Annotated in this window: 23 protein-coding genes and 1 pseudogene; 5 read left to right on the top strand and 19 right to left on the bottom strand. The window is 72.0% G+C overall.

The features are described from left to right. Positions 1-318: 318 nt before the first annotated feature. Complete coding sequence (locus tag KUM40_RS18275) at positions 319-1074, bottom strand: polysaccharide deacetylase family protein (RefSeq protein ID WP_217167051.1); 756 nt, start codon at positions 1072-1074, stop codon at positions 319-321. Next, positions 1071-2087 (bottom strand): polysaccharide deacetylase family protein, encoded by a 1017-nt coding sequence (locus KUM40_RS18270; protein WP_217167050.1) that lies wholly within the window; start codon positions 2085-2087, stop codon positions 1071-1073. The genes KUM40_RS18275 and KUM40_RS18270 overlap by 4 nt, the downstream gene beginning before the upstream one ends. On the opposite strand from KUM40_RS18270, the gene KUM40_RS18265 reads away from it, so the two are divergent. After that, on the top strand, positions 2070-3359 hold the full coding sequence (locus KUM40_RS18265) for a methyltransferase domain-containing protein (RefSeq protein WP_217167049.1): 1290 nt from the start codon (positions 2070-2072) through the stop codon (positions 3357-3359). The two genes, KUM40_RS18270 and KUM40_RS18265, sit on opposite strands and share 18 nt — an antisense overlap. Here KUM40_RS18265 and KUM40_RS18260 read toward each other — a convergent pair. From KUM40_RS18260 to tsaB, 8 genes are all read right to left on the bottom strand, one after another. Next, complete coding sequence (locus tag KUM40_RS18260) at positions 3356-4612, bottom strand: RNA polymerase sigma factor (protein ID WP_217167048.1); 1257 nt, start codon at positions 4610-4612, stop codon at positions 3356-3358. The genes KUM40_RS18265 and KUM40_RS18260 overlap by 4 nt on opposite strands. Positions 4613-4691: 79 nt before the next feature. Beyond that, positions 4692-5048, bottom strand: coding sequence for a YciI family protein (locus KUM40_RS18255; RefSeq protein WP_217167047.1), 357 nt, complete (start codon positions 5046-5048; stop codon positions 4692-4694). 110 nt (positions 5049-5158) lie between these two features. Next, positions 5159-6214, bottom strand: coding sequence for an LCP family protein (locus KUM40_RS18250; RefSeq protein WP_217167046.1), 1056 nt, complete (start codon positions 6212-6214; stop codon positions 5159-5161). A 174-nt stretch (positions 6215-6388) separates the two neighbouring features. Further along, a complete protein-coding gene (locus KUM40_RS18245; RefSeq protein WP_217167045.1) occupies positions 6389-7444 on the bottom strand; it encodes a LacI family DNA-binding transcriptional regulator in 1056 nt (351 codons plus the stop codon). Between the two features lie 84 nt (positions 7445-7528). Continuing rightward, positions 7529-7801 carry a hypothetical protein gene (locus tag KUM40_RS18240; RefSeq protein WP_217167044.1) on the bottom strand — a complete coding sequence of 91 codons (273 nt, stop codon included), beginning with the start codon at positions 7799-7801 and terminating at the stop codon, positions 7529-7531. Beyond that, the gene (gene tsaD / locus KUM40_RS18235; protein ID WP_217167043.1) at positions 7798-8889 is read right to left on the bottom strand and encodes a tRNA (adenosine(37)-N6)-threonylcarbamoyltransferase complex transferase subunit TsaD; all 1092 of its coding nucleotides are present in this window, start codon (positions 8887-8889) and stop codon (positions 7798-7800) included. The genes KUM40_RS18240 and tsaD overlap by 4 nt, the downstream gene beginning before the upstream one ends. Then, on the bottom strand, positions 8882-9367 hold the full coding sequence (gene rimI / locus KUM40_RS18230; protein ID WP_217167076.1) for a ribosomal protein S18-alanine N-acetyltransferase: 486 nt from the start codon (positions 9365-9367) through the stop codon (positions 8882-8884). Before rimI ends, tsaD begins: the two co-directional genes overlap by 8 nt. A 53-nt stretch (positions 9368-9420) precedes the next feature. Continuing rightward, on the bottom strand, positions 9421-10074 hold the full coding sequence (gene tsaB / locus KUM40_RS18225) for a tRNA (adenosine(37)-N6)-threonylcarbamoyltransferase complex dimerization subunit type 1 TsaB (RefSeq protein ID WP_217167042.1): 654 nt from the start codon (positions 10072-10074) through the stop codon (positions 9421-9423). Positions 10075-10272: 198 nt separating this feature from the next. Between tsaB and KUM40_RS18220 the strand changes: the two genes are divergently transcribed. Beyond that, positions 10273-10827, top strand: coding sequence for a hypothetical protein (locus KUM40_RS18220; RefSeq protein WP_217167041.1), 555 nt, complete (start codon positions 10273-10275; stop codon positions 10825-10827). Between the two features lie 40 nt (positions 10828-10867). Here KUM40_RS18220 and KUM40_RS18215 read toward each other — a convergent pair whose 3' ends face one another. From KUM40_RS18215 to alr, 4 genes are all read right to left on the bottom strand, one after another. Continuing rightward, positions 10868-11068 (bottom strand): hypothetical protein, encoded by a 201-nt coding sequence (locus KUM40_RS18215; RefSeq protein WP_217167040.1) that lies wholly within the window; start codon positions 11066-11068, stop codon positions 10868-10870. A gap of 156 nt (positions 11069-11224) precedes the next feature. Next, complete coding sequence (tsaE, locus tag KUM40_RS18210) at positions 11225-11788, bottom strand: tRNA (adenosine(37)-N6)-threonylcarbamoyltransferase complex ATPase subunit type 1 TsaE (protein ID WP_302180874.1); 564 nt, start codon at positions 11786-11788, stop codon at positions 11225-11227. A 102-nt stretch (positions 11789-11890) separates the two neighbouring features. Beyond that, positions 11891-13141, bottom strand: coding sequence for an alpha/beta fold hydrolase (locus tag KUM40_RS18205; protein WP_217167039.1), 1251 nt, complete (start codon positions 13139-13141; stop codon positions 11891-11893). Between the two features lie 49 nt (positions 13142-13190). Then, positions 13191-14366 (bottom strand): alanine racemase, encoded by a 1176-nt coding sequence (alr, locus tag KUM40_RS18200; RefSeq protein ID WP_217167038.1) that lies wholly within the window; start codon positions 14364-14366, stop codon positions 13191-13193. Positions 14367-14448: 82 nt separating this feature from the next. Here alr and KUM40_RS18195 point away from each other — a divergent pair, with 82 nt between their 5' ends. Next, positions 14449-14820, top strand: coding sequence for a holo-ACP synthase (locus KUM40_RS18195; protein ID WP_217167037.1), 372 nt, complete (start codon positions 14449-14451; stop codon positions 14818-14820). Positions 14821-14850: 30 nt separating this feature from the next. Here KUM40_RS18195 and KUM40_RS18190 read toward each other — a convergent pair whose 3' ends face one another. After that, entirely contained in the window at positions 14851-15489 is a 639-nt protein-coding gene (locus KUM40_RS18190) for a helix-turn-helix domain-containing protein (protein WP_217167036.1), read from the bottom strand. Positions 15490-15586: 97 nt separating this feature from the next. Here KUM40_RS18190 and KUM40_RS18185 point away from each other — a divergent pair, with 97 nt between their 5' ends. After that, positions 15587-17032, top strand: a complete 1446-nt coding sequence (locus tag KUM40_RS18185; protein ID WP_217167035.1) for an NAD(P)H-hydrate dehydratase — start codon at positions 15587-15589, stop codon at positions 17030-17032. Positions 17033-17184: 152 nt separating this feature from the next. Beyond that, on the top strand, positions 17185-17646 hold the full coding sequence (locus tag KUM40_RS18180) for an ASCH domain-containing protein (protein WP_217167034.1): 462 nt from the start codon (positions 17185-17187) through the stop codon (positions 17644-17646). A gap of 1 nt (position 17647) precedes the next feature. On the opposite strand, the gene KUM40_RS18175 is transcribed toward KUM40_RS18180, so the two are convergent. From KUM40_RS18175 to KUM40_RS41400, 4 genes and pseudogenes are all read right to left on the bottom strand, one after another. Beyond that, entirely contained in the window at positions 17648-18166 is a 519-nt protein-coding gene (locus KUM40_RS18175) for a hypothetical protein (protein WP_217167033.1), read from the bottom strand. Between the two features lie 236 nt (positions 18167-18402). Continuing rightward, positions 18403-20175 (bottom strand): group II intron reverse transcriptase/maturase, encoded by a 1773-nt coding sequence (ltrA, locus tag KUM40_RS18170; RefSeq protein WP_217167032.1) that lies wholly within the window; start codon positions 20173-20175, stop codon positions 18403-18405. Between the two features lie 630 nt (positions 20176-20805). After that, positions 20806-21108 carry a hypothetical protein gene (locus tag KUM40_RS18165; protein WP_217167031.1) on the bottom strand — a complete coding sequence of 101 codons (303 nt, stop codon included), beginning with the start codon at positions 21106-21108 and terminating at the stop codon, positions 20806-20808. 80 nt (positions 21109-21188) lie between these two features. Next, positions 21189-21378: pseudogene (locus KUM40_RS41400) on the bottom strand (ATP-binding protein); the annotation flags it as partial.

The raw sequence follows: 21378 nt of genomic DNA, 5'->3' as shown, positions 1-21378 counted from the left end.
GGTGGCGACCAGGTGGATCCGTCGTCGCGGGTGCCGGACCTGCCCGTCGCGTAGTTGGCACTCTCCAGTGGGGAGTGCCAGGGTCGACACTATGACCGCGATTAGCACTCGGTCAAGCGGAGTGCCAATGCCGGCGGCGCGTCGGGGGTGATTTCGGGTGAACGCCGGTGTGTGTCGCACCCTGCGTGGGTGTGGGCGTCGCTGGGGGCTGCCGCCCCCAGACCCCCGCTTTCGGCCTGGACGGCCTCGTCCTCAAGCGCCGGACGGGCTGGAAATACCGGCCTGCGTCGAGAGGAGAGGGGCCGGACGGGCTGGTGACTACACGTAGTTTTCCAGCTTGCCCACCCTCAGTCCCTGCTCCTCGATCGTCTTCAGCAGACGCTCCGTGCGGGCGGTCAGGCCCGCGCCCGTCGGATGGTCGGGGTCGACGGCCACGATGTCGCCGGGGTGGAGGCGGTCGTCGCCCCGGGTGTAGGTGAGGGCGCCGTCGGCGTCGAGGGTGGCCCGCCACAGGACGACGGCCGTGATGCCGCAGTCGGCGGCGGCGCGCAGGGTCGTGGTGTCGTACGTGCCGTGGGGCGGGCGGAAGAGGTGGGGGCGGACGCCGAAGCGGGACTTGAGTTTGGTCTGCTGGCCGCAGATCTCGGCCCGCTGGCCGGCGTAGGGCAGGCCGCGCAGGGAGCGGTGGTCGAGGGTGTGGTTCTGCAGGCTCGCGCCGACCGAGCGCAGCCGGGCGAAGTCGCCGTAGGCCGGCCCCGCGACGGTGTCGGTGAGGAACAGGGTGACCGGGAGCCGCCGTTCGCGGATCAGGCCGGCGAAGCGGGGGTCGCGCTCGGCGCTGTCGTCGTAGGTGAGGAAGACGACCGGGTCGGTGGTGCGGACGTGGTCCACGACGGGCGGCAGGTTCCGGCCCTCGTCGCTGTCCTGATCCCCGCCCTGATCGCTGTCATGGCCAACTCCCCGGGCGGGTTCTCCGGCCGCGGGGTGTTCGGCGGGGGCGGTGAGCTGGGCGCAGCCGGCGAGCAGGAGGGCGGCGAGGGCGGCCCCGGCCGGCCGGAACCGCCCTCGGCTCACAGGTAGTCCTCCAGCCGGGCCACCGCGTACCCGTCGGCGGTGATCCGGTCCAGGAAGCGGCGGACCATGTCGGTCATCGTGCCGTCCCAGTCGCCCTTGCCCCGGAAGTGGGTGAGGACGATGTCGCCGGGGTGCAGGTCCTGGTCCCACTCGCGGTACTCCCAGTGGTCGACGTACACCTCCTCGCTCCAGATCGGGGCGTACTTGATGCCGCAGGACTTCGCGGCGCGCAGGGTGTCGTGGTTGTAGTTGCCGAAGGGCGGGCGGAAGAGGACGGGGCGCTTGCCGTAGTGCTTCTCCATCACGTCCTGCATGCCGCAGATCTCCCGCTTCTGCTCCTCGTAGGAGAGCGCGGGGAGGTAGGGGTGGCTCAGGGTGTGGTTGTTGAGGGTGACGCCCTGGGCCTGCATCTTCTTGAAGTAGCCGTAGTCGTCCTTGATCTCCTCGTCGGTGAGGAAGACGGTGTACGGGATCTTCAGCTCGCTCATCATCTTCAGGAACGCCGGGTCCTTCTCGGAGCCGTCGTCGATGGTGAGGAAGACGATCTTCTCCTTGGTGGGGACGGTGGTGAAGACCGGCGGGAGGTTCTCCGTCTCCTGACCGTCCACCTCGAAGCCCTCGCGGGCCTTGATCTCCGGCTTCTTCACGGGGGGCGCGGGGGCCGCCAGCGGCACCTTCTTGAGGTCCCACCGCTTGGCGGCGGCAGCCAGGGCGGCCCGGGCCTCGCGCGCCTTGGCCGCGCCGTCGAGCGCGCGGGCCGGGGGCGCCTGCGCGGGCTGCTGACCGGCGGCGCCCCGTACGCCGTGGCCGTCGTCCTGCGCACAACCGGAGGCGAGGGCGGCGAGGGTGAGGACCAGGACGGCGGACGCGGTGGCGGTGGGGGTTGTGGCGGTGGTGGGGGTTGTGGTTGTGGTGGCTTGGGCGCCGCGCATCCGGCGTCGGCGTCCGGGGGGAGACGGCTTCCGGAGCATCCCCGACGCCCGACTTTTGTCATTTTGTACGACTGCTCGCATGGAGCGGGATCCTCGCAGTCCCCCGCCGCCGAACCGCGCCCGACACCGCGCCGGAGGCACACGATCCACCGACTGGCCCACAATGGCCCGGTGAACGACCTAGACGCCCTCCGTACCCTGCTCACCCCCGAAGGCCGCGCCCTCCTCGACGAGGTGCGCGACACCGACCCCGCGCAGGAGTTGACGGTCGCCACCCGGCTGCGGCGCACGCATCCCGCCGAGTTGGTGTCGGCGGCGCTCGGGCAGGCGCGGCTGCGGCAGCGGGCGGTGGCGAAGTTCGGGGCCGAGGACGCCGGGCGGATGTTCTTCACGCCCAACGGGGTCGAGCAGTCGACGCGGGCGAGTGTGGCGGCGTACCGGGCCCGGCGGTTTACGGCCCTGGGCGTGACCTCCGTCGCCGACCTGTGCTGCGGGATCGGGGGCGACGCGATCGCGCTGGCCCGCGCCGGGATCCGGGTCCTGGCCGTCGACCGCGATCCGGCCACCGCGGCCGCGGCCCGTGCCAACACGGCGGCGCTGGGGCTGGATGACCTGATCGAGGTGCGCGAGGCGGATGTCACGGAGGTGGCCACGGGCGGGTACGACGCCGTGTTCGTCGACCCGGCGCGGCGGGGTGGGCGGGGGAGGATCTTCGACCCCGAGGCGTACTCGCCGCCGCTGTCCTGGGCCGTCCAGGCGGCCCGTACGGCGTCCCGCGCCGCCGCGCTGAAGGTCGCGCCCGGCATTCCGCACGAGGCGGTGCCCGAGGACGCCGAGGCCGAGTGGATCTCCGACGGCGGGGACGTGAAGGAGGCCGTGCTGTGGTTCGGCACCGGCGCGACGGCGGGGGCGGTGCGGGCCACGCTGCTGCCGGGGCCGCGCACCCTGCCCGGCGCCGGCCTGCCCGACCCGGACGTCCGCACACCCGGCCGGTACCTGTACGAGCCGGACGGTGCCGTCATCCGCGCCCATCTGGTCGCCGAGGTCGCCGAACAGGTCGGCGGCGGGCTGCTCGACGCGACCATCGCGTACGTCACCGCCGACGCACTGCTGCCGACGCCGTACGCCACGGCGTACGAGATCACCGACCGGATGCCCTTCAACGTGAAGAAGCTGAAGGCGCTGCTGCGGGAGCGCCGGGTCGGCACGCTGACCGTGAAGAAGCGCGGCTCGGCGGTCGAACCGGAGGAGCTGCGCAAGAAGGTCAGGCCGCAGGGGCCGAACTCGGCGACCGTGTTCCTGACCCGGGTCGTGGGGGCACCGGCCATGCTGATCGGGCACCCGGCGCGCTAGCGGGCCGCCTCCTCCGCGCGGCGCGTCAGGAGGGTGCGTTCGCGTTCGTTGCGGGCCAGGGACGCGGCCCTTTCGAACTCCGTGCGCGCCTCCGCCGTGCGGCCCAGGCGTTGCAGGAGGTCGCCGCGGACGCTGGGGAGCAGGTGGTAGTCGCGCAGGGCGGGTTCGGCGGCGAGGGCGTCGACGAGGGCCAGTGCGGGGGCCGGGCCGTCGGCCATCGACACGGCGACGACGCGGTTGAGTTCGACGACCGGGGACGGGGCTCGGGCCGCGAGCAGGCCGTAGAGCGTGGCGATGCGCGGCCAGTCGGTCTCGTCGTAGGTGTACGCCGTCGCATGGCAGGCGCCGATCGCGGCCTGGAGGACGTACGGGCCCGGGGCGCCGGAGCCGGTGACGGCGTGGGCGTGATCCAGGGCGGTGATGCCGCGGGCGATGAGCATGCGGTTCCAGCGGCGGCGGTTCTGGTCCCGCAGGAGGACCGGCTCGCCGCCAGGACCGGTGCGGGCGGCGGTGCGGGAGGCCTGGAACTCCAGCAGGGCAGTCAGACCGTGGACCTCGGGTTCCTTGGGCATCAGCGCGCCGAGCACGCGGGCCAGGCGCAGGGCGTCCTCGCACAGGCCGGGGCGGAGCCAGTCGTCGCCGGCGGTCGCCGCGTAGCCCTCGTTGAAGATCAGGTAGATGACCTCCAGGACCGAGCCGAGGCGGGCCGCGCGGTCCGGGCCGTAGGGCACTTCAAAGGCGACGTTCTTGGCGGCAAGGGTCCGTTTGGCGCGCACGATGCGCTGGGCGACCGTCGGCTCGGGCACGAGGAAGGCGCGGGCGATCTCGGGCGTGGTCAGGCCGCCGAGCAGCCGCAGGGTGAGGGCGATGCGGGCCTCGGCGGACAGCACCGGGTGGCAGGCGGTGAAGACCAGCCGCAGCAGGTCGTCGTCGATGTCCTCGGGGTCGGCGGGCTCCTCGGGCGGCGCCGTCGAGGCGGGCAGGTCCCGGCCGATCTCCGCGAGCTTGCGGGCGTAGTTCTCCCGGCGCCGGATCAGGTCGACGGCGCGGCGCCGGGCGGCGGCCATGAGCCAGGCGCCCGGGTTGTCGGGCACGCCGTCCCGGGGCCACTGCTGGAGCGCGGCGACCAGGGCGTCCTGGGTGAGTTCCTCCGCGATACCGACGTCGCGGACGAGCCGGGCGACGGCGGCGATGACGCGGGGCGACTCCAGCCGGAAGACGGTTTCGAGGGCCTCGGTGGGCTGCGGCTTCACAGCCCACCATGCAACACCCTCGGGCAGCCGGGGCAAAGCGGGACTCGGCCCGTCCTCCCCCGGACCGTCCTCCGTCGGCTCAGCCCTCCATCAGCTCCCGCACCTCGCAGGTCACCGTCCAGTACTCCTCGTGCACCTTCAGGAAGCGCTTGGTCCACTCCACCGCCTCGGCCTTGTCCTTGGCCTGGAGGAGGGAGTAGCCGCCGATGACCTCCTTGGACTCGGTGAAGGGCCCGTCGGTGACGGACAACTGCCCGCCCTCGTAGTGGACGCGGGTGCCCTGGGCGGTCGGGGTCAGCCCGGCCGTGTCGAGCAGGACGCCGGCCTTCGTCATCTCCTCCATCAGCTTCTCCATCCGCTGGATCAGCTCGGGGCTGGGGCCGCCGGAGAGGGCGTCGGACTCCTCGATGCGGATCAGGGAAAGGTAGCGGGGCATGGTGACTCCTCGGGATGGTTCGGTGGCCGGGCTGCTCCCGGGCCTCTCACCCCTGCGTCGAACGGACCGGCCGCGAATCGACACCGCCGCGAGAATTGCCGGAGAACTTCTCAGCGCAGCGATTTCCACAGGTCACCGGCGTCCGGCTGGTCCGCCACCACCCGGTTGGGATCGGAGGGCGCGGGCAGCACCGGCATCGTCAGCGTGCGTACGTCGTCCGCCGCGAGGTCCCCGAGGCTGCGGCCCAGGCCCGTCAGCTCACCCAGCGAGTCCAGGCCGGTGTCGGTGGTGAGGCTGCCGGTGAGCGCGTCGGCGACCTGGTACAGCCGGGCGGGGTCGGTGAGCAGGTCGGTGGCGGAGATCTGCTCAAGCAGCGCCTTGACGAGCTTGTGCTGGAGCTCTATCCGGGCGAGGTCGCTGCCGCCCTGAAGTCCGTAGCGGGTGCGGGCCAGGCCGAGGGCCTGGGTGCCGTCGAGGTGGTGGGTGCCCGCGTCCAGGTGCAGGTGGCTCTTGTCGTCGTCGATGTCGACGTCCGTGGTGACGGTGACCCCGCCGAGCGCGTCGACCAGGTCGGCGAAGCCGGAGAAGTCGATCTCGATGTAGTGGTCCATGCGGACGCCGGTGAGCGACTCGACGGTCTTGACCGCGCAGACCGGACCGCCCAGCTCGTAGGCGGTGTTGAACATCGCACCGCTCGCCTCCCGGGTCGTGCCGCCGGACGGCAGCGGGCAGGAGGGCCGGTCGACGAGGGTGTCGCGCGGGATGCTGACGACGGTGGCGGCGGTGCGGCCCGCGTCGAGGTGGACGACCATCGCCGTGTCCGAGCGGGCGCCCCCGCTGTCGCCGCCGCCGAGTTCCTGGTTCTCCTCGCCGCTGCGCGAGTCCGAGCCGAGGACGAGGAGGTTCAGGGCGCCGGTGGGCACCGGGGACGCGGAGGGCGAGGCGGAGGGGACGGTGACCGGTCGTGCGGGGCGGTCGTCGCCGAGCGCGCTGTTGATGTCGACGCTCTTGATGTTGCCGTTGAGGTGCCAGTAGGCCCAGCCCGCCGCCCCGGCGCCGAGCAGCAGGGCGCCGGTCAGGGCCAGCGCGGCCACTTTCAGCCCTTTCGAACGGCCGCTCCGCTCCCCCTGCCCGTCCTGCTCCCCCTGCCCGTCCCGCGCCGCCATGCGTCTGCCCCCGCCTGTGCCGTCCCGTTCGCGTCCCCACGCGAATGCCCCGCCGGAAAGAACATAAGTCCGAATTATTGAAACAGGAACATGTGGGTCGGGCTTCTGCGGAAATTCTCAGACTTCGGAGGCTGCCGAACGTTTCGGGCGGGGAGGGGTGACCCCCACCCTCGCCTACGGTGCCTCTCGGGGCGGCGCCGTACTGCTGCGCACCTCCAGGCTGGTGGCCAGCTCGACGCGCGTCGCCGTCGAGGCTCCCTCACCCCGCCCGAGGTCCAGGACCAGCCGCGCCGCCGCCTCGGCCATCTCCATCAGGGGCTGCCGTACGGTCGTCAGCGGCGGGCCCACCCAGCGGGCCACCGGCAGGTCGTCGAACCCGACCACGCTCAGGTCCTGCGGGATGCGCAGCCCCAGCTCGCGCGCGGCCTCGTACAGCCCGAGCGCCTGGAGGTCGTTGCCGGCGAAGACGGCGGTCGGCCGGTCCGGGCGGCGCAGCAGTTCCAGGCCCTGCCGGTAGCCGGCCTCGTGGTGGAAGTCGCCGGTCAGGATCAGGTCCGGGGCGACCGGCAGCCCGGCCGTCTCCAGCGCGGCCCGGTAGCCGTCGACGCGGGCGCGGCTGCACATCATGCGGGTGGGTCCGCTGATCGCGCCGATGCGGGTGTGGCCGAGGTCGACCAGGTGCCGGGTGGCGGCGAGCCCGCCCTGCCAGTTGGTGGCGCCGATGGACGGCACGTCGGCGCCGGGGTCGCCGGCCGGGTCCATCACCACGAACGGGATGGAGCGGCTGGTGAGCAGGGCCCGCTGGGACTCGTCGAGGCCGGACAGGACCAGGATCACGCCGTGCGGACGGCGGGCGGCGACCTGGTCGGCCCAGGTCCGGCCGGGGGTGAGGCGGCCCGCGCTCTCGGAGAGCACGACGCTGAGCCCGGTGTCCCGCGCCACGTTCTCCACGCCCCGGATGACCTCCATCGCCCAGGCGCTCTCCAACTCGTGGAAGACCAGGTCGATCAGGGGCGAGCGGCTCGACTCGGCCCGCCTGCGCCGGTAGCCGTGGGCGCGCAGCAAGTCCTCCACACGGGCCCTGGTCGCCGGGGCGACGTCGGCGCGGCCGTTGAGCACCTTCGAAACAGTCGGCGCCGACACACCGGCCTCACGCGCGATCTCGGCGAGGGTCGCGGTCTGCGCGGACCGCTTTTGCGTCGGGGTTTCAGCGGGCTGCGGGGATGTCATGGCGGCGATCGTAACCCCATGGGGCCACCTGACGAAGGGTCCGGTGCACCGAAGCCTCTCGGAACATTCGGCGCAGGAACCGAATCATTCGACCGGCCGGCTCTCGCTCCCGACCGACTCGAACCGCCACCGGTGCACCGCCCGCATCACCAGGTCCCCGTCCGGTTCGGGCAGTTCCGGGAGTTCGGCGTCGTAGGCGGCGTCCCACCAGGTGACGACGAGGACGCGGTCCTGCGGGGCGCGCAGCGTCTCCCGGCGGAGCGGGACCCCGGCGAGCGGCTGGGCGCGGGCCCACGCCAGCAGCTCCTCGCCCCGGCCGGGCACGGCTCGCGCCTCCCACATCAGGGCGGCGGTCACGGGTACAGGTTCTCCTTGCTGATCTCATGGACGTGGTCGTGGTCGTGCCCCGGCACGTGCGGTTCCGTGACCGGCAAGGAGGAGTCGGCCGAGAGGTCCCAGTCGGAGGCGGACCGGTTCCGGGCGACCATCTCGGCGCCGAGCGCGGCCACCATCGCGCCGTTGTCCGTGCACAGCTTGGGGCGGGGCACGCGCAGCCGGATACCGGCCGCCTCGCAGCGCTCCTGGGCGAGCGCCCGCAGCCGGGAGTTGGCGGCCACGCCGCCGCCGATCATCAGGTGGTCGACGCCCTCGTCCTTGCAGGCCCGCACCGCCTTGCGGGTCAGCACGTCCACGACCGCCTCCTGGAAGGAGGCCGACACGTCCCGCACCGGAACCCCCTCCCCCGCCGCCCGCTTCGCCTCGATCCAGCGGGCCACGGCCGTCTTCAGACCGGAGAAGGAGAAGTCGTACGCCGCGTCGCGCGGACCGGTCAGCCCGCGCGGGAACGCGATCGCGTTCGGATCGCCCTCGCGCGCGTACCGATCGATGACCGGGCCGCCGGGGAAGCCCAGGTTCAGCACGCGGGCGATCTTGTCGAAGGCCTCGCCTGCCGCGTCGTCGATGGTGGCGCCCAGCGGGCGGACGTCGGAGGTGATGTCCGTCGACAGCAGGAGGGAGGAGTGGCCGCCGGAGACCAGCAGGGCCATCGTCGGCTCGGGCAGCGCGCCGTGTTCGAGCTGGTCGACGCAGATGTGCGAGGCGAGGTGGTTGACGCCGTACAGCGGCTTGCCCAGCGCGTAGGCGTACGCCTTGGCCGCCGAGACGCCGACCAGCAGGGCGCCGGCGAGGCCGGGACCCGCGGTGACGGAGATGCCGTCGAGGTCGCGGGCGCCGACGCCCGCCTCCTTGAGGGCGCGCTCGATGGTGGGGACCATCGCCTCCAGGTGGGCGCGGCTCGCCACCTCCGGCACGACGCCGCCGAAGCGGGCGTGCTCGTCGACGCTGGACGCGACGGCGTCGGCCAGCAGGGTGGTGCCGCGGACGACACCGACGCCGGTCTCGTCGCAGGAGGTCTCGATCCCCAGGACCAGAGGTTCGTCAGGCATGGTTGTCGGTTCCTCGTTCGGTTCCCGGTACGGAGGTGGAAGGGTCGGTCAGGCGCATCACCAGGGCGTCCACGTTCCCCGGCTGGTAGTAGCCGCGTCTGAAGCCGATGGGCTCGAAGCCGAAGCGCTCGTACAGCCGTTGGGCGCGGGTGTTGTCCACCCGGCACTCCAGCAGCACCTCGGTGCACTCGAAGGCGGTCGCCGCCCGCAGCAGTTCGGTCAGCATCCGCGCCCCGAGACCGGTGCCCCAGTGGTCGCGGGCGACGGCGATGGTCTGCACGTCGGCCTGCTCCCCGGAGGTGACCAGCCCCGCGTAGCCGACGACATGGCCGTCCTCCTCGGCGACCAGGTACCGCCGGGTCGCCCCCGGTCCGCGCGCGTGGGCCAGCTCGGACCAGAACATCCCCCGCGACCAGGCGTCCTCCGGGAACAGCTCCCGCTCCATCCGGAGCACGGGGTCGATGTCCCACCAGCGCATCTCGCGCAGTACGGCGACGGACGCGGGCGGGGTCACGGGCTCGGTGGCTTCGGTCACTTGGGGGTGACCACCTTGTAGTTCTTGGGGACCTGGGCGTCGGGCCTGCGCAGGTACAGCGGCCGGGGCGCGGGCAGCTCCTCGCCCGCCGCCAGCCGCTCGGCGGCCAGCCGGGCCAGCGCGGCCGCCGACACGTGTTCGGGCTCGTGGACCTTCGGGAAGGTGTCCGGGTACAGCAGCGCGCCCGCGCCGACGGCCGGGAGCCCGGCCACCTGCTCGGCGATGTCGGCGGGGCGGTCGACCGCGGGGTCGGTGAGACGGGTGCGCGAGTCTGCGTACCGCGCCCAGTAGACCTCCCTGCGGCGGGCGTCGGTCGCCACCACGAAGGGGCCTTCCAGGTCGGCGGCGAACGCGAGTCCGTCCAGCGTGCACACGCCGTGGACGGGCACGCCGAGCGCGAGCCCGAAGGCGTCCGCGGTCATCAGGCCGACGCGCAGCCCCGTGTACGGCCCGGGGCCGGTACCGGCGACGACGGCGGTGACCGCGTCGAGCCGCAGGCCGGCCCCGGTGAGCACCCGGTCGACGGCGGGCAGCAGCAGCTCGCCGTGCCGGCGGGCGTCCACCTGACTCGACGAGGCGATGACGTCCGTACCGTCGTGCAGCGCGACGGTCACGGCGGGCGTGGCGGTATCCAGAGCGAGCAAGAGCACGCAAACAGCCTACGGCGCCACGGGACCCCGCCGGACGCCCTGTGGACAACCCCGGCGACACCCGACCGGCCAGGGCCACTCACCCCGTGTCGCGCAACGCGTTCGCCTGCTCACGTACTGCTACCGTCGCCGTCGGTAGACACATGCCCCGCACCGCGGAACGCACGAGTACGACGTACGACGACGAGGTGGTCGCCAGTGGCAAGTAGCAGCGCCGGTATCGTCACCGGCCTGACCACGGCGGCCCTCGTGACGGTCGGCGTCCTCGCCCACCAGGCCTCCGTCAGCGCACCGGCCGACCTGCGCCGGACCCACGCGGGCAGCACACCCGCCCCGGGCGCCTCCAAGGCACCGCGCGACCGTCGGCACCCCGACGCGCTGCCCGCGCGGTCCGGAAAGGGTGAACGGGTGGTGTACTCGGTGGACGACGACCGCGTGTGGCTGGTCGGCCCCGGGAACAAGGTGCGGCGCACCTTCGAGGTCACGCCCAGTACGGTCGATCCGGCGCCGGGCACCTACACGGTCACGTCCCGCTCCAACCGGGTCACCGGGTCCGACGGCGTCCCGGTCGAGCACGTGGTGCGCTTCACCAGCACCGAGGGCGTGGCCATCGGTTTCAGCGCCGCGGTCGACGGGTCGACGGCGAAGCCCGATCCGGACAAGCGCACCGGCGGCATCCGGGAGTCGCGCGCGAACGGCGACGCGACGTGGGAGTTCGCGACGATCGGTCGGCAGGTCGTCGTCATCCCCTGATGCACGCACGCACGCACGCGCGCGCGTGGCGCGCCTGGCGTCAGGCGGCCTCGCGGTGCTCCCGGACGGGTCGCCGCGCCTCCGGCTCGGCGGGTGCGCGCGGCGGCGTCGAGACCGCCGTCGCGGCGGCACAGGACGCGAGCAGGTCACGCATGGACACCCCGCTGGGCGCGGGCGACCGGAGCCCCGGGCGGGCCTGCGGCTGGGGCTCGGGATGGGTCTGCGGCTGCGGCTGGGTCATGGACGCCTCCTGAAGGTCGGGGGCGGGCATAGTAAGGCATGCCTAACTACGAACTGGGTACCATGTGACCACGCGCAAGACCCCGAACGCAATATCTTGCCGACGCCTTGTCGGAACATCCCGGGATCGCCCCCGGGAGGGGCGTGACGAGGCGGCTCAGCCGCCGAGGACGCTCACGTCGGCCGTGGCCCAGCGTGCACCGATGCCGGTGACCGTCACGTGCCGCACCTCGTCCGTGGTGTCGCCGACGGCACGGTCGATCCGGACCCGCAACCGGTCGTCGGTCAGCTCCTCGACCTTGCCCTCGCCCCACTCGACCACGATCACCGAGTCGGACAGCGACACGTCGAGGTCGAGGTCCTCCATCTCGTCCAGCCCGCCGGACAGCCGGTAGGCGTCCACGTGGACGAGCGGCGGACCGTCGCCGAGCGAGGGGTGCACGCGGGCGATCACGAAGGTCGGGGAGGTGACGGCGCCCCGCACGCCCATGCCCTCGCCGAGCCCCCGGGTCAGCGTGGTCTTGCCCGCGCCCAGCTCCCCGCTGAGCATCACCAGGTCACCCGCGCGCAGCAGCTTGGCGATCCTGCGGCCCAGTTCCCGCATCTGCTCGGGGGAGGTGACGGTGATGTCGACGCCGGGGGCGGATCCGGCAGGGGCAGGTCCGGCAGGGGCAGGTCGGGCGGGCTCGGCCGGGGTGTGCGGCTTTGCGGATTCTTCCATCGTCACTCACTCGCAGTAGGACACTTGTCGCACCCCGCAAGGGGTCGGTTCGGGCCGGCACGCAGCCGCAAGGCCGGCAGCCGCTTCCGGTTCCGGTTCCGCTCAGGAAGAGGCGGAGTCACAGCCGTCAACCGTAGCGGTTGACGGCAGCGCCCCCGCGCGGGCGAGCAGATCGGCGAGGCGGTCGGTGACGACTTCCGGGTGCTCCAGCATGACCAGGTGCCCGGCGTCCGGCACCAGTACCAGCTCGGCGCCCGTCAGGATGTCGGCGATCGCCTCGCTGTGCTCGCTCGGCGTCACCAGGTCCCGTACACCGGCCAGCACGAGGACCGGCAGGTCGGCGAAGTGGGCGAGGGCCTCGGTCTTGTCGTGATCGGTGAAGGCCGGGTAGAACTCGGCGACCACGTCGATCGGCGTCGACTCGATCATCCGCTCGGCGAACCGGGCCACGGCCGGGTCGACGTCCCGGGACGCGAACGAGTACCGCTTGATGATCCCGGCGAACAGGTCGGCCGTCGCCCGCCGCCCCTTCTCCACCAGCTCGGCCCGCTGCCCCAGCGCCTTCAGCACGCCCGGCAGCACCCGCCGGACCGCGTTGACACCGGCCACCGGCAGTCCGAAGCTGACCTCGCCGAGCCGCCCGGAGGACGTGCCGACGAGGGCGACGCCGACGAGGCGCTCGCGGATCAGGTCGGGGAAGGCGTCGGCCAGCGCCATCATGGTCATGCCGCCCATGGAGTGCCCGACGAGCACGATCGGTCCGGCGGGCGCGGCGGCGTCGATGACGGCCTTCAGGTCGCGGCCCAGATCCTCGATGGTGACCGGCCGGTCGTCCCGCACCTGGGACACGCCCCGCCCGGACCTGCCGTGGCTGCGCTGGTCCCAGTACACGGTGCGCACGACGCCCCTGAGGGCCGCCCGCTGGAAGTGCCAGGAGTCCTGGTTGAGGCAGTAGCCGTGGCTGAAGACGACGGTCACGGGGGCGGGTGCCTTGCGGCCGAACAGCCGCCGGCGGCGCCGGGTGGGCGCGGACCCCGCCTCCGGGTCGATGCCGTCGACGGCATCGATGTCGTCGACCTCGTCGACCTCGTAGTACAGCTCGGTGCCGTCCTCGGCGTACGCCTTGCCGGGCGTGCCGCGCAGCCCGCCGTACGGTCCCGCCGAGTCGAGGGCGAGCCGGGCCTTCTGGCGCATCCCGCGGCCGACGGTGAGCCGTTCTATCGCCACACCGGCCGCGGCGCCCGCCGCGACCACGCCTATCGCGACCCCGGCGATCCCGGTCGCCCGGCGCCAGCCGCCGGCGGCGACTGCGCCGACGGCCGCCGCGACGGCCTCCCCGTTGCTCTCGCTCACGTACACCGCTCCTCTTCGCCGGGCCACTGTGCGGATACCGCCGGACGCGTCACTCGTTCACATAGACGCGCGGGACGCGGCTTCCGATCCGGGTGACGATCTCGTACGCGATGGTGCCCGCCGCCTGTGCCCAGTCCTCGGCGGTGGGCTCGCCGCGGTCGCCCGGCCCGAACAGCACCGCCTCGGCGCCCGGCTCCGGCCGGTCCCCGCCCAGGTCGACGACGAACTGGTCCATCGCGATCCGCCCCGCGACCGTGCGCCACTTGCCGTCGACGAGGACGGGTCCGGTGGAGGAGGCGTGGCGCGGGATGCCGTCGGCGTAGCCGAGCGGGACGAGGCCGAGGGTGGTTTCGCCCGGGGTGGTGTAGTGGTGCCCGTAACTGACGCCGTGGCCGCCGGGGACCTGCTTGACCAGGGCCAGGGAGGCGGCCAGCGTCATCACGGGGCGCAGCCCGAAGTCGGCGGGGATGCCGATCTCGGGGCTGGGCGAGACGCCGTACATCGCGATGCCGGGGCGTACGAGGTCGAAGTGTGCGTCGGGAAGGGTGAGGGTGGCGGGCGAGTTGGCGATGTGCCGCACGTCGGGGCGTACGCCCTGCTGCTCGGCGTAGGCCGTCATCTCCCGGAAGCGGGTGAGCTGGGCGGCGATGGAGGGGTGGCCGGGCTCGTCGGCGCAGGCGAAGTGGGACCAGAGCCCGGTGACGCGAAGCAGCCCCTGCCTCTCGGCCCGCAGGGCGGCCCCGACCAGCTCCTCCCAGTCCTCGCCGGGCTGGCAGCCGCCGCGGCCGAGTCCGGTGTCGGCCTTGAGCTGCACGCGCGCGGGAACCCCGGCCGCTCGCGCCGCCCCGGTGACTTCCTCCAGGGCCCACATCCCGCTGACGGACACGTCGAGACGGGCCTCGACCGCCTCCCGCCAGGGCCCGCCCGGTGTCCACAGCCAGCACATGATCCGTACGTCGTCCGGCAGCCCCGCCTCCGCCGCGCGCAGGGCGAGGGCCTCCTGCGGGGTGGCGGTGCCGAGCCATGTCGCGCCCGCCTCGACGGCGGCGCGGGCGCAGGGGATCGCGCCGTGGCCGTAGGCGTCGGCCTTGACGACGGCCATGAGAGCCGCCCCGGGGGCCCGTTCGCGCAGTGCGCGTACGTTGGCCCGCAGGGCGGCCAGGTCGATCTCGGCCCGGGCGCGCAGTACCGCGTCCGCGTCCCGCCGAGCAGCTCTCTCACTCATCGTGCCCCCAGTCTCTCAGAGCACCCGGCCACCCTCGCCCGACGCCGCCCGACGTCGCCCGGCACTCGTTAAGGTGCCCGGCATGAGCATCATCGGGGTCGGGATCGACGTGGCCGAGGTCGAGCGGTTCGGGGCGTCGCTGGAACGCACACCGGCTCTGGCGGGGCGGCTCTTCCTGGAGAGCGAGTTGCTGCTGCCGAGCGGTGAGCGCCGGGGCGTCGCCTCGCTCGCCGCCCGTTTCGCGGCGAAGGAGGCGCTGGCCAAGGCGCTGGGCGCGCCCGCGGGCCTGCTGTGGACGGACGCCGAGGTGTACGTCGAGGACAGCGGGCGACCGCGGCTGCGGGTGACGGGGTCGGTGGCGGCGCGGGCGGCGGAGCTGGGGGTGGCGTCCTGGCACGTGTCGCTGAGCCATGACGCGGGGGTGGCGTCGGCGGTGGTGATCGCGGAGGGCTAGGGCCTGCCCGGGGGGCGTGCCGGCGGCGGGTTATGGAGTGGGGGTGTCGGGCGTTCGGTCGGCGGTCGGCCGGACCCGGATGTGCATGCGCTCGCCCTGCGCGCCGTACAGGGCGAGCCACTCGACGGGCTGGTCCCCGGCGTTGGCGATGCCGTGCGGGACGCGGGTGTCGAACTCCGCCGTCTCGCCGGCCGCCAGGACGAGGTCGTGGTCGCCCAGGGCGAGGAGCAGCCGGCCGGAGAGGACGTAGAGCCACTCGTGGCCCTCGTGCGACCCCTGTTCGGGACGCGGTGTCCACTCGGTCCGCGGGGTCGCCGGGGCGGGGAGGATCTGCTTGTAGGCGTGCAGGCCGTCGTTCGGATTCCGGGTGAGCGGGACCCAGGTCTGGCCGTGCCGGGTGAAGGGGCGGGGATGGACCCGGGGGTCGCCGGTCCGCGAACCGACGAGTTCGTCCAGGGGCAGCCGGTGGGCCCTGGCCAGCGGCAGCAGGTGCCGCAGCCCCGGCTCGCGCTGCCCCGACTCCAGCCGGGACAGGGTGCTCACGGAGATGCCGGTGGCGGCGGTGAGCTGGGCGAGGGTGAGCCCGCGGGCCTGCCGGATGGCGCGCAGGCGTGCCCCGAGCGAGGTCATCACCTGTGCCGTCTCGTCGTCGCTGCCGCCGCCGCTCATGGGACCACTGTCCCCCACCGCTGGCCCTCATCCCGCATCCCGCATCCCGCAGGGGCGGGCCGTGCGTGTTCCCGGCGTACGGGGAAGACTCGACGGCATGCGGACTGCGTACAGCGTGGAGACGGTCAGGAACGCCGAACGGGAGCTGATGGCACGGCTGCCGGAGGGGGCGCTGATGCAACGGGCCGCGGCCGGTCTTGCCGCCGCCTGCGCGGAGGTACTGGGCCGGGTGGCCGGGCGGGTCTACGGCAGCCGGGTGGTGCTGCTCGTCGGCAGCGGGGACAACGGCGGCGACGCCCTGTACGCGGGCGCGCGGCTGGCCCGGCGCGGCGCGGGCGTGACGGCGGTGCTGCTCGCGCCCCAGCGGGCGCACGGCGGAGGCCTGGCGGCGCTGCGGCGGGCGGGTGGGCGCGTCGCCGGGGCGGCTGTGGAGGAGGTGATCGCGCGGGCCGATCTGGTCCTCGACGGCGTCGTCGGGATCGGCGGCAGGGGCGGCCTGCGAGCGGAGGCGGTGCCGCTGGCGGACGCGGCCGCGCGCTCACGGGCGACCGTCGTCGCCGTCGACCTGCCGAGCGGGGTCGACGCGGACACCGGGCAGGTGCGGGGGGACGTGGTGCGGGCCGACCTGACAGTGACGTTCGGGACGCACAAGCCGGGGCTGCTGATCGATCCGGCGCGGGAGTACACCGGTGCGGTGCGCCTGGTGGACATCGGCCTGCCCCTGCCGGCCGAGGCGGCCGAACTGGAGGCCTTGCAGCACGCGGACGTGGCACGCCTGCTGCCGGTTCCGGCGGCCGAGAGCGACAAGTACCGGCGCGGAGTCGTGGGCATCGCCGCCGGGTCGGCCCGCTACCCGGGCGCGGCCGTACTCGCCGTCGCGGGCGCGCTGCGGGGCGGGGCCGGGGCGGTGCGGTACGTCGGTCCGGCCGGGGACGCGGTGATCGCCCGCTTCCCGGAGACGCTGGTGTCCGACCAGGGGCCGAAGCGGGCGGGGCGGGTACAGGCCTGGGTCGTCGGACCGGGGGCCGGTGACGACGCGGCGACGGTGGCGGAGGTGCTGGCGACGGAGGTGCCGGTACTGATCGACGCGGACGGCCTGCGGCTGGCCGACGCGGACGCGGTACGGGCGCGCACGGCACCGACGCTGATGACCCCGCACGCCGGGGAGGCGGCGGCGCTGCTCGGGGTGAGCCGGGAGGAGGTCGAGGGCGCGCGGCTGACCTCGGTGCGCGAACTGTCGGCGCGGTACGGGGCGACGGTGCTGCTGAAGGGCTCGACGACGCTGGTGGCCGCGCCGGACGGGGGCCCGGTCCGGGTCAACGCGACGGGCACGTCATGGCTGGCCACGGCCGGAAGCGGAGACGTGCTGTCCGGCCTCGCGGGCTCCCTGCTCGCAACGGGTCTGCCGGCGCTGGACGCGGGGAGCGCGGCGGCGTACCTCCACGGTCTGGCGGGCCGGTTCGCGTCGGAGGGGGCACCGGCGGGTGCGCATGACGTGGCGGGGGCGATCCCCCGGGCGTGGCGGAACGTGCGGGGGGACTGACGTGCTCGACGCCCGGCGCCGCGTGTGCACGGGACGATTGGACAGTTCGTCCCGCCAAAACGACGCTCAGGTCGGCGTGTTGCCGGGACAAAGTGTCCAATCCGGGCCCTCGCCCCCGCATACCGGCTGCACCACGCCAGTAGTGTGGCGGCATGGCCCCCGACGCGAACCCGACCCCCACAGACCTCGACTCGCTCCCCAGGGCCGAGTTCGCCTTCCCCGGCCCCCTGCGCGACCAGCTCGTCGCGGCGATCCTCGACGGTTCGAAAACCTCCACGACCGGCCTGGTCGCCGACTACGCGCTCGAGGACGAACCGCTGCCGGAGGTCGGGAGCCGCGAGGTGGTCGTCGACTCCGGGGACCTCCCGGTCGCGGTCATCGAAGTGACGGACGTACGCGTGGTCCCCGTCGGCCAGGTGGACCTCGCCCACGCGGTCGACGAGGGCGAGGGGTACACGAGCGTGGCCGAGTGGCGTGCGGGCCACGAGCACTTCTGGCACGGCGAGGAGATGCGCGCGGCGCTGGGAGACCCGGACTTCACCGTGGACGACTCGACGCCGGCGGTACTGGAGCGCTTCCGGCTCGTCGCCGTGCTTCAGCCCACGGAACGGTGACTCACTCCGGGTTCGGCACTTCCTGTGCCTCGTCCGGCATCCCCGCGAACAGCTCTTCCGCCTGCTCGACCGTTCCGGCCCGGTCGAGCCAGTCGTCGAGTTGGGCAAGATCCGTGCAGTCACTGACGCGGGCGCGTACGTCGTCGGGGACAGCGAGGCCACGATTCTCAAGAACCCGCAACACCGCTTTGGCCATGCCCTTGGCCATGCCCTTGGCCTCCCCGTCGTAGTACGCCTCCTCGAAGACCGTCCCACGACCCGGGAAGTAAGAAATGACCATCTTTTCCAGCTCCCTCCACCTGTCTCGGGCCGGAGTGTTCTCCAAGCCCACTTCCAGCATTTCCGACCAGTACTTGGCCGTGGCCACGTCGAACGAGCGCATTCCGCGGGCAAGTAGTTTCAGTATGGCGTCGATTCCCCGGCTCTCGCTGTGCACGATCGCGGAGAACGTCGCCAGCGCCGGCTCCTGTGCCACCAGCGTTTCGTCGGTGATCTCCGAAACACTGTCCGGGCCGAGCACGAAGGGGCGGGTGACCTGGCTCGACCAGGGCCCGACCTTGCACTCGAAGGGGCCCGCGGCCCAGCTTGCCGTGGCCCTGCTGCGGCACACGGCCACGAGCAGCACCGGCAGGTCGAACTTCGCCCGCAGTCGGGTAGCCGGGACCCATTGCTGGGTCCCGGCCCCCTCAGAACCGGACGTGCGACTTTCACCGCATCCGGCTCAAGCAAGCCACCAGGGCTTCGTGGGCCTGCAGTTCATTCGGTCCGTTTGCCATCTCCAGCGTGATGCTGCCGATGGCATTCGGAGTGCACGAGGCGGAGGTTCTTCCTTTCATCCGTTCCACCGTTTCGCCGGTAGGTGAAGTGGTGCTTATGGAGCAACTTCTTCGATGCCGCGAACCAGTCGATCCACTCTCGTGGGCTGTCCGGTTCGTACTCGGCTCCGGCGATGAGCGGTTGCCGACAGAGCGGGCAGAGACCCTTCTGTCTGACTGCCAGGACGAGACTCATTCTGTCCATGGGCGGGGCCGCCTTCTTGCGTCGGCGTTCCCGCCAGTAGTCCTGGAGAGCGGGATCATCCGGTGATGCCGCCTCCTTGACCATGTGCCGTCGGATGATTTTCGTCCAGGAGAACCTCGGGAGGAAGGCGCCGCTGTCGCGGTTGCCAAACACCCATCTGTCTTCTCTGGACGGATGGAATCTGCCGAAGTAACGGGCCGCAACCCAATACCTCGACTTCTCCGGATGGCGACGTCTGGCCCATTTCCAGGTCAACCGCCACATGTAGTGGTCCAGCGACGTGAATGTCTCGCTGGACGCCACTCCCCGGTAGTAGGCGGCCCATCCACGAACGATCGGGACGAGCTTGTGCAGGACGGCTTCCACGTTGGCCCCGTGCAGAGCCCTCACTTCCGTCCGCATCCGTTCCCGGAGCCTCGCGCAGGCCGTAGCGCTCGGCTTGATGATCAGGCTGCCGCGTATCCGCCGGATGGTGAAACTGAGGAAGTCGAAGCCCTTCGCGAGGTGCACGATCTGTGTCTTCTCCTCGTTGAAGCGCAGGCCTCTCGGTTCCAGCCATTTCTCCAGCCGCTGCCTGGCCTGACGCACTTCGGCTTCGCTGTGCCCCAGCACGACGAAGTCGTCGGCGTATCTCACCAGCACCGGAGTGCCCGGCGCGGCACGCAACCCACGGGTCACGTGCTGCACATACCGGCACCCCGCGGCCTGTTCCATCCCGTGCAGGGCGATGTTCAGCAGTACGGGGCTGATCACTCCGCCTTGAGGTGTTCCCTCGTCGGTCGGTGCGATCCTCCCCCTGTCGATCACGCCTGCCCTCAGCCATCCCTCGATCAGGTCCCTGGCGGGGAACTGTCCGAGCGAGGACATCAGATGACGGTGATCGATGCGATCGAACGCTGCTGACAGGTCGGCATCCAGGACCCACAGCCGCTGGGGGGACTTCCCCCGCGCGGTCACGTAGATCGCTCCGATGGCGTCCTGACAGCTTCGGCCGGGCCGAAACCCGTACGACCTTGGTTCGAACCGCGCTTCCCACTCTGGTTCCAGCGCATTCTTCACGCGGGACTGAAGGATCCGGTCCCGGATGACCGGGATTCCCAGTGGACGCTGCTTTCCATTGCTCTTCGGGATGAACACCCGCCTGACCGGTCTGGCCTTCCAGGGGCTGGACGACTGATGGATCTCTGCCGCCAATTTCCCTCTCGCTTTCGGCGTGAGGGCTCGCTCCCCGTCAATACCAGCCGTCTTGCGGCCGCTGCTCTGCTGCGTCACCCGCTTCACGCTCACCAGCGTGTTACTAAGATTCCGCAGCATGAGCTTCTGCAGGTTTCGGACCTTCTTCCAGTCCTCTTCCCGCGTCGCCTTGAAGATCCTCTGCCGTAACCGCCGTACGTTCTCCTCGCACGAGGCCCAGTCGATGCTGTGCCAGTCATGAAAGCGTACGCCCTCCGGTCCGTTCACCAAGGCGTTAGGAGATCCAGCCGGAGCCGATCCCGTGAAGTCTGCCATTGGCGTCCAACTTATCCTTCGGTTCCAGTGGTCTTGTCCAGGGTTCATCAAAGGCTCACCTGATCCACGTGGGCTCCCTTTCGGGTCGAGCCACCTGGGCCCGTATTCGGCGAGTTATGCCGAAACGGGTGAAGGCCCGCCCGGTTTTCCTCTCACCTTTCGGCTTGCCGGCATTTGCTTTTTGGATCATCCTGTTCCCGCCGGGGACTTGAGCCTTCCTCGCGGTCGGCCTACCGGGGATTCACCCGGACCTCGACGGGGTTTCCACGTTCCACTCCACTGAGATACGGCTGGGGTGGACGCCCCCTTTACCCCGGGATCAGCGGTACTCGCACTCTGGGCATACCTCCCCAGAGTTCGCTTGACGCTTCTCTACGCCCAGATCCTGTGACCATCGCACGCATGCCATCGCACGGCCTTACGTTCACGAGGCATCATCAGGGGTTCACTTGCGTTCGTCCGTCCAGCCTTCCCCTCACCTGTAGTTCCCCGATGGCCAGGGCACCCTTGGGCTTGAACGTTCAGCTTCACACCCCGCCGTTACCAGCGACGCATGTGAGCGCGGGGACCGGTCCGAGTACAGACCAGAAGTTCGGCCGCATCAACTACCCTTCACGCGGCCTCACTTACTCAAATCGAGCGACATCGTGTCGCACAGTAGGCGACGTAATACGCCCAGTTGACGCCCTTGTCAGGCGCCTTACGGGTCTGGGCCTCGACGGCGAGGAGAAAGGGCTCCCCCTCCGACGGTTCGACCCGCAGCACCGTGTCCACACGGCGCTCCAGCGGCTTCAGCTCCGTGGCGTCGGGGGTCAGCGGCACGATGTCCGCCTTGGCGGGCGGCGGAAGACCCAACGCCTCGAAGATGGGTGCGAGAACCTCCGGATGATCCTGGAAGATCCGGTGCGAGGTCTCGTGGGTGGATGTGACCATGCGCGCAATCTATTTCTGGAGTAGGACCGGATTGTCGGGTGATCGCGGTACGTTCACCCTTTCGAGCGGCGACGAAACGTTCACGCCGCCGACCCCGAAGAGCCGAGTTCGCACCAGATGTATTTGCCGCGGTTGCCCTCCCTGGCCAGCGGCTGCCAGCCCCATACGTCGGCGCAGGCCCACACCAGGGCCAGCCCCCGTCCCTCCTCGGCGTCCAGCCCCCGGTCGAACGGGAGCGGCGGCTCGGGCGGGGACGGGTCCGCGTCCCAT

This window comes from Streptomyces sp. AC512_CC834 (assembly GCF_019049325.1).
Classification (GTDB): domain Bacteria; phylum Actinomycetota; class Actinomycetes; order Streptomycetales; family Streptomycetaceae; genus Streptomyces.
Note: the sequence above shows the minus strand (reverse complement) of the source record. Positions and strands in the feature narration are given on the sequence as shown.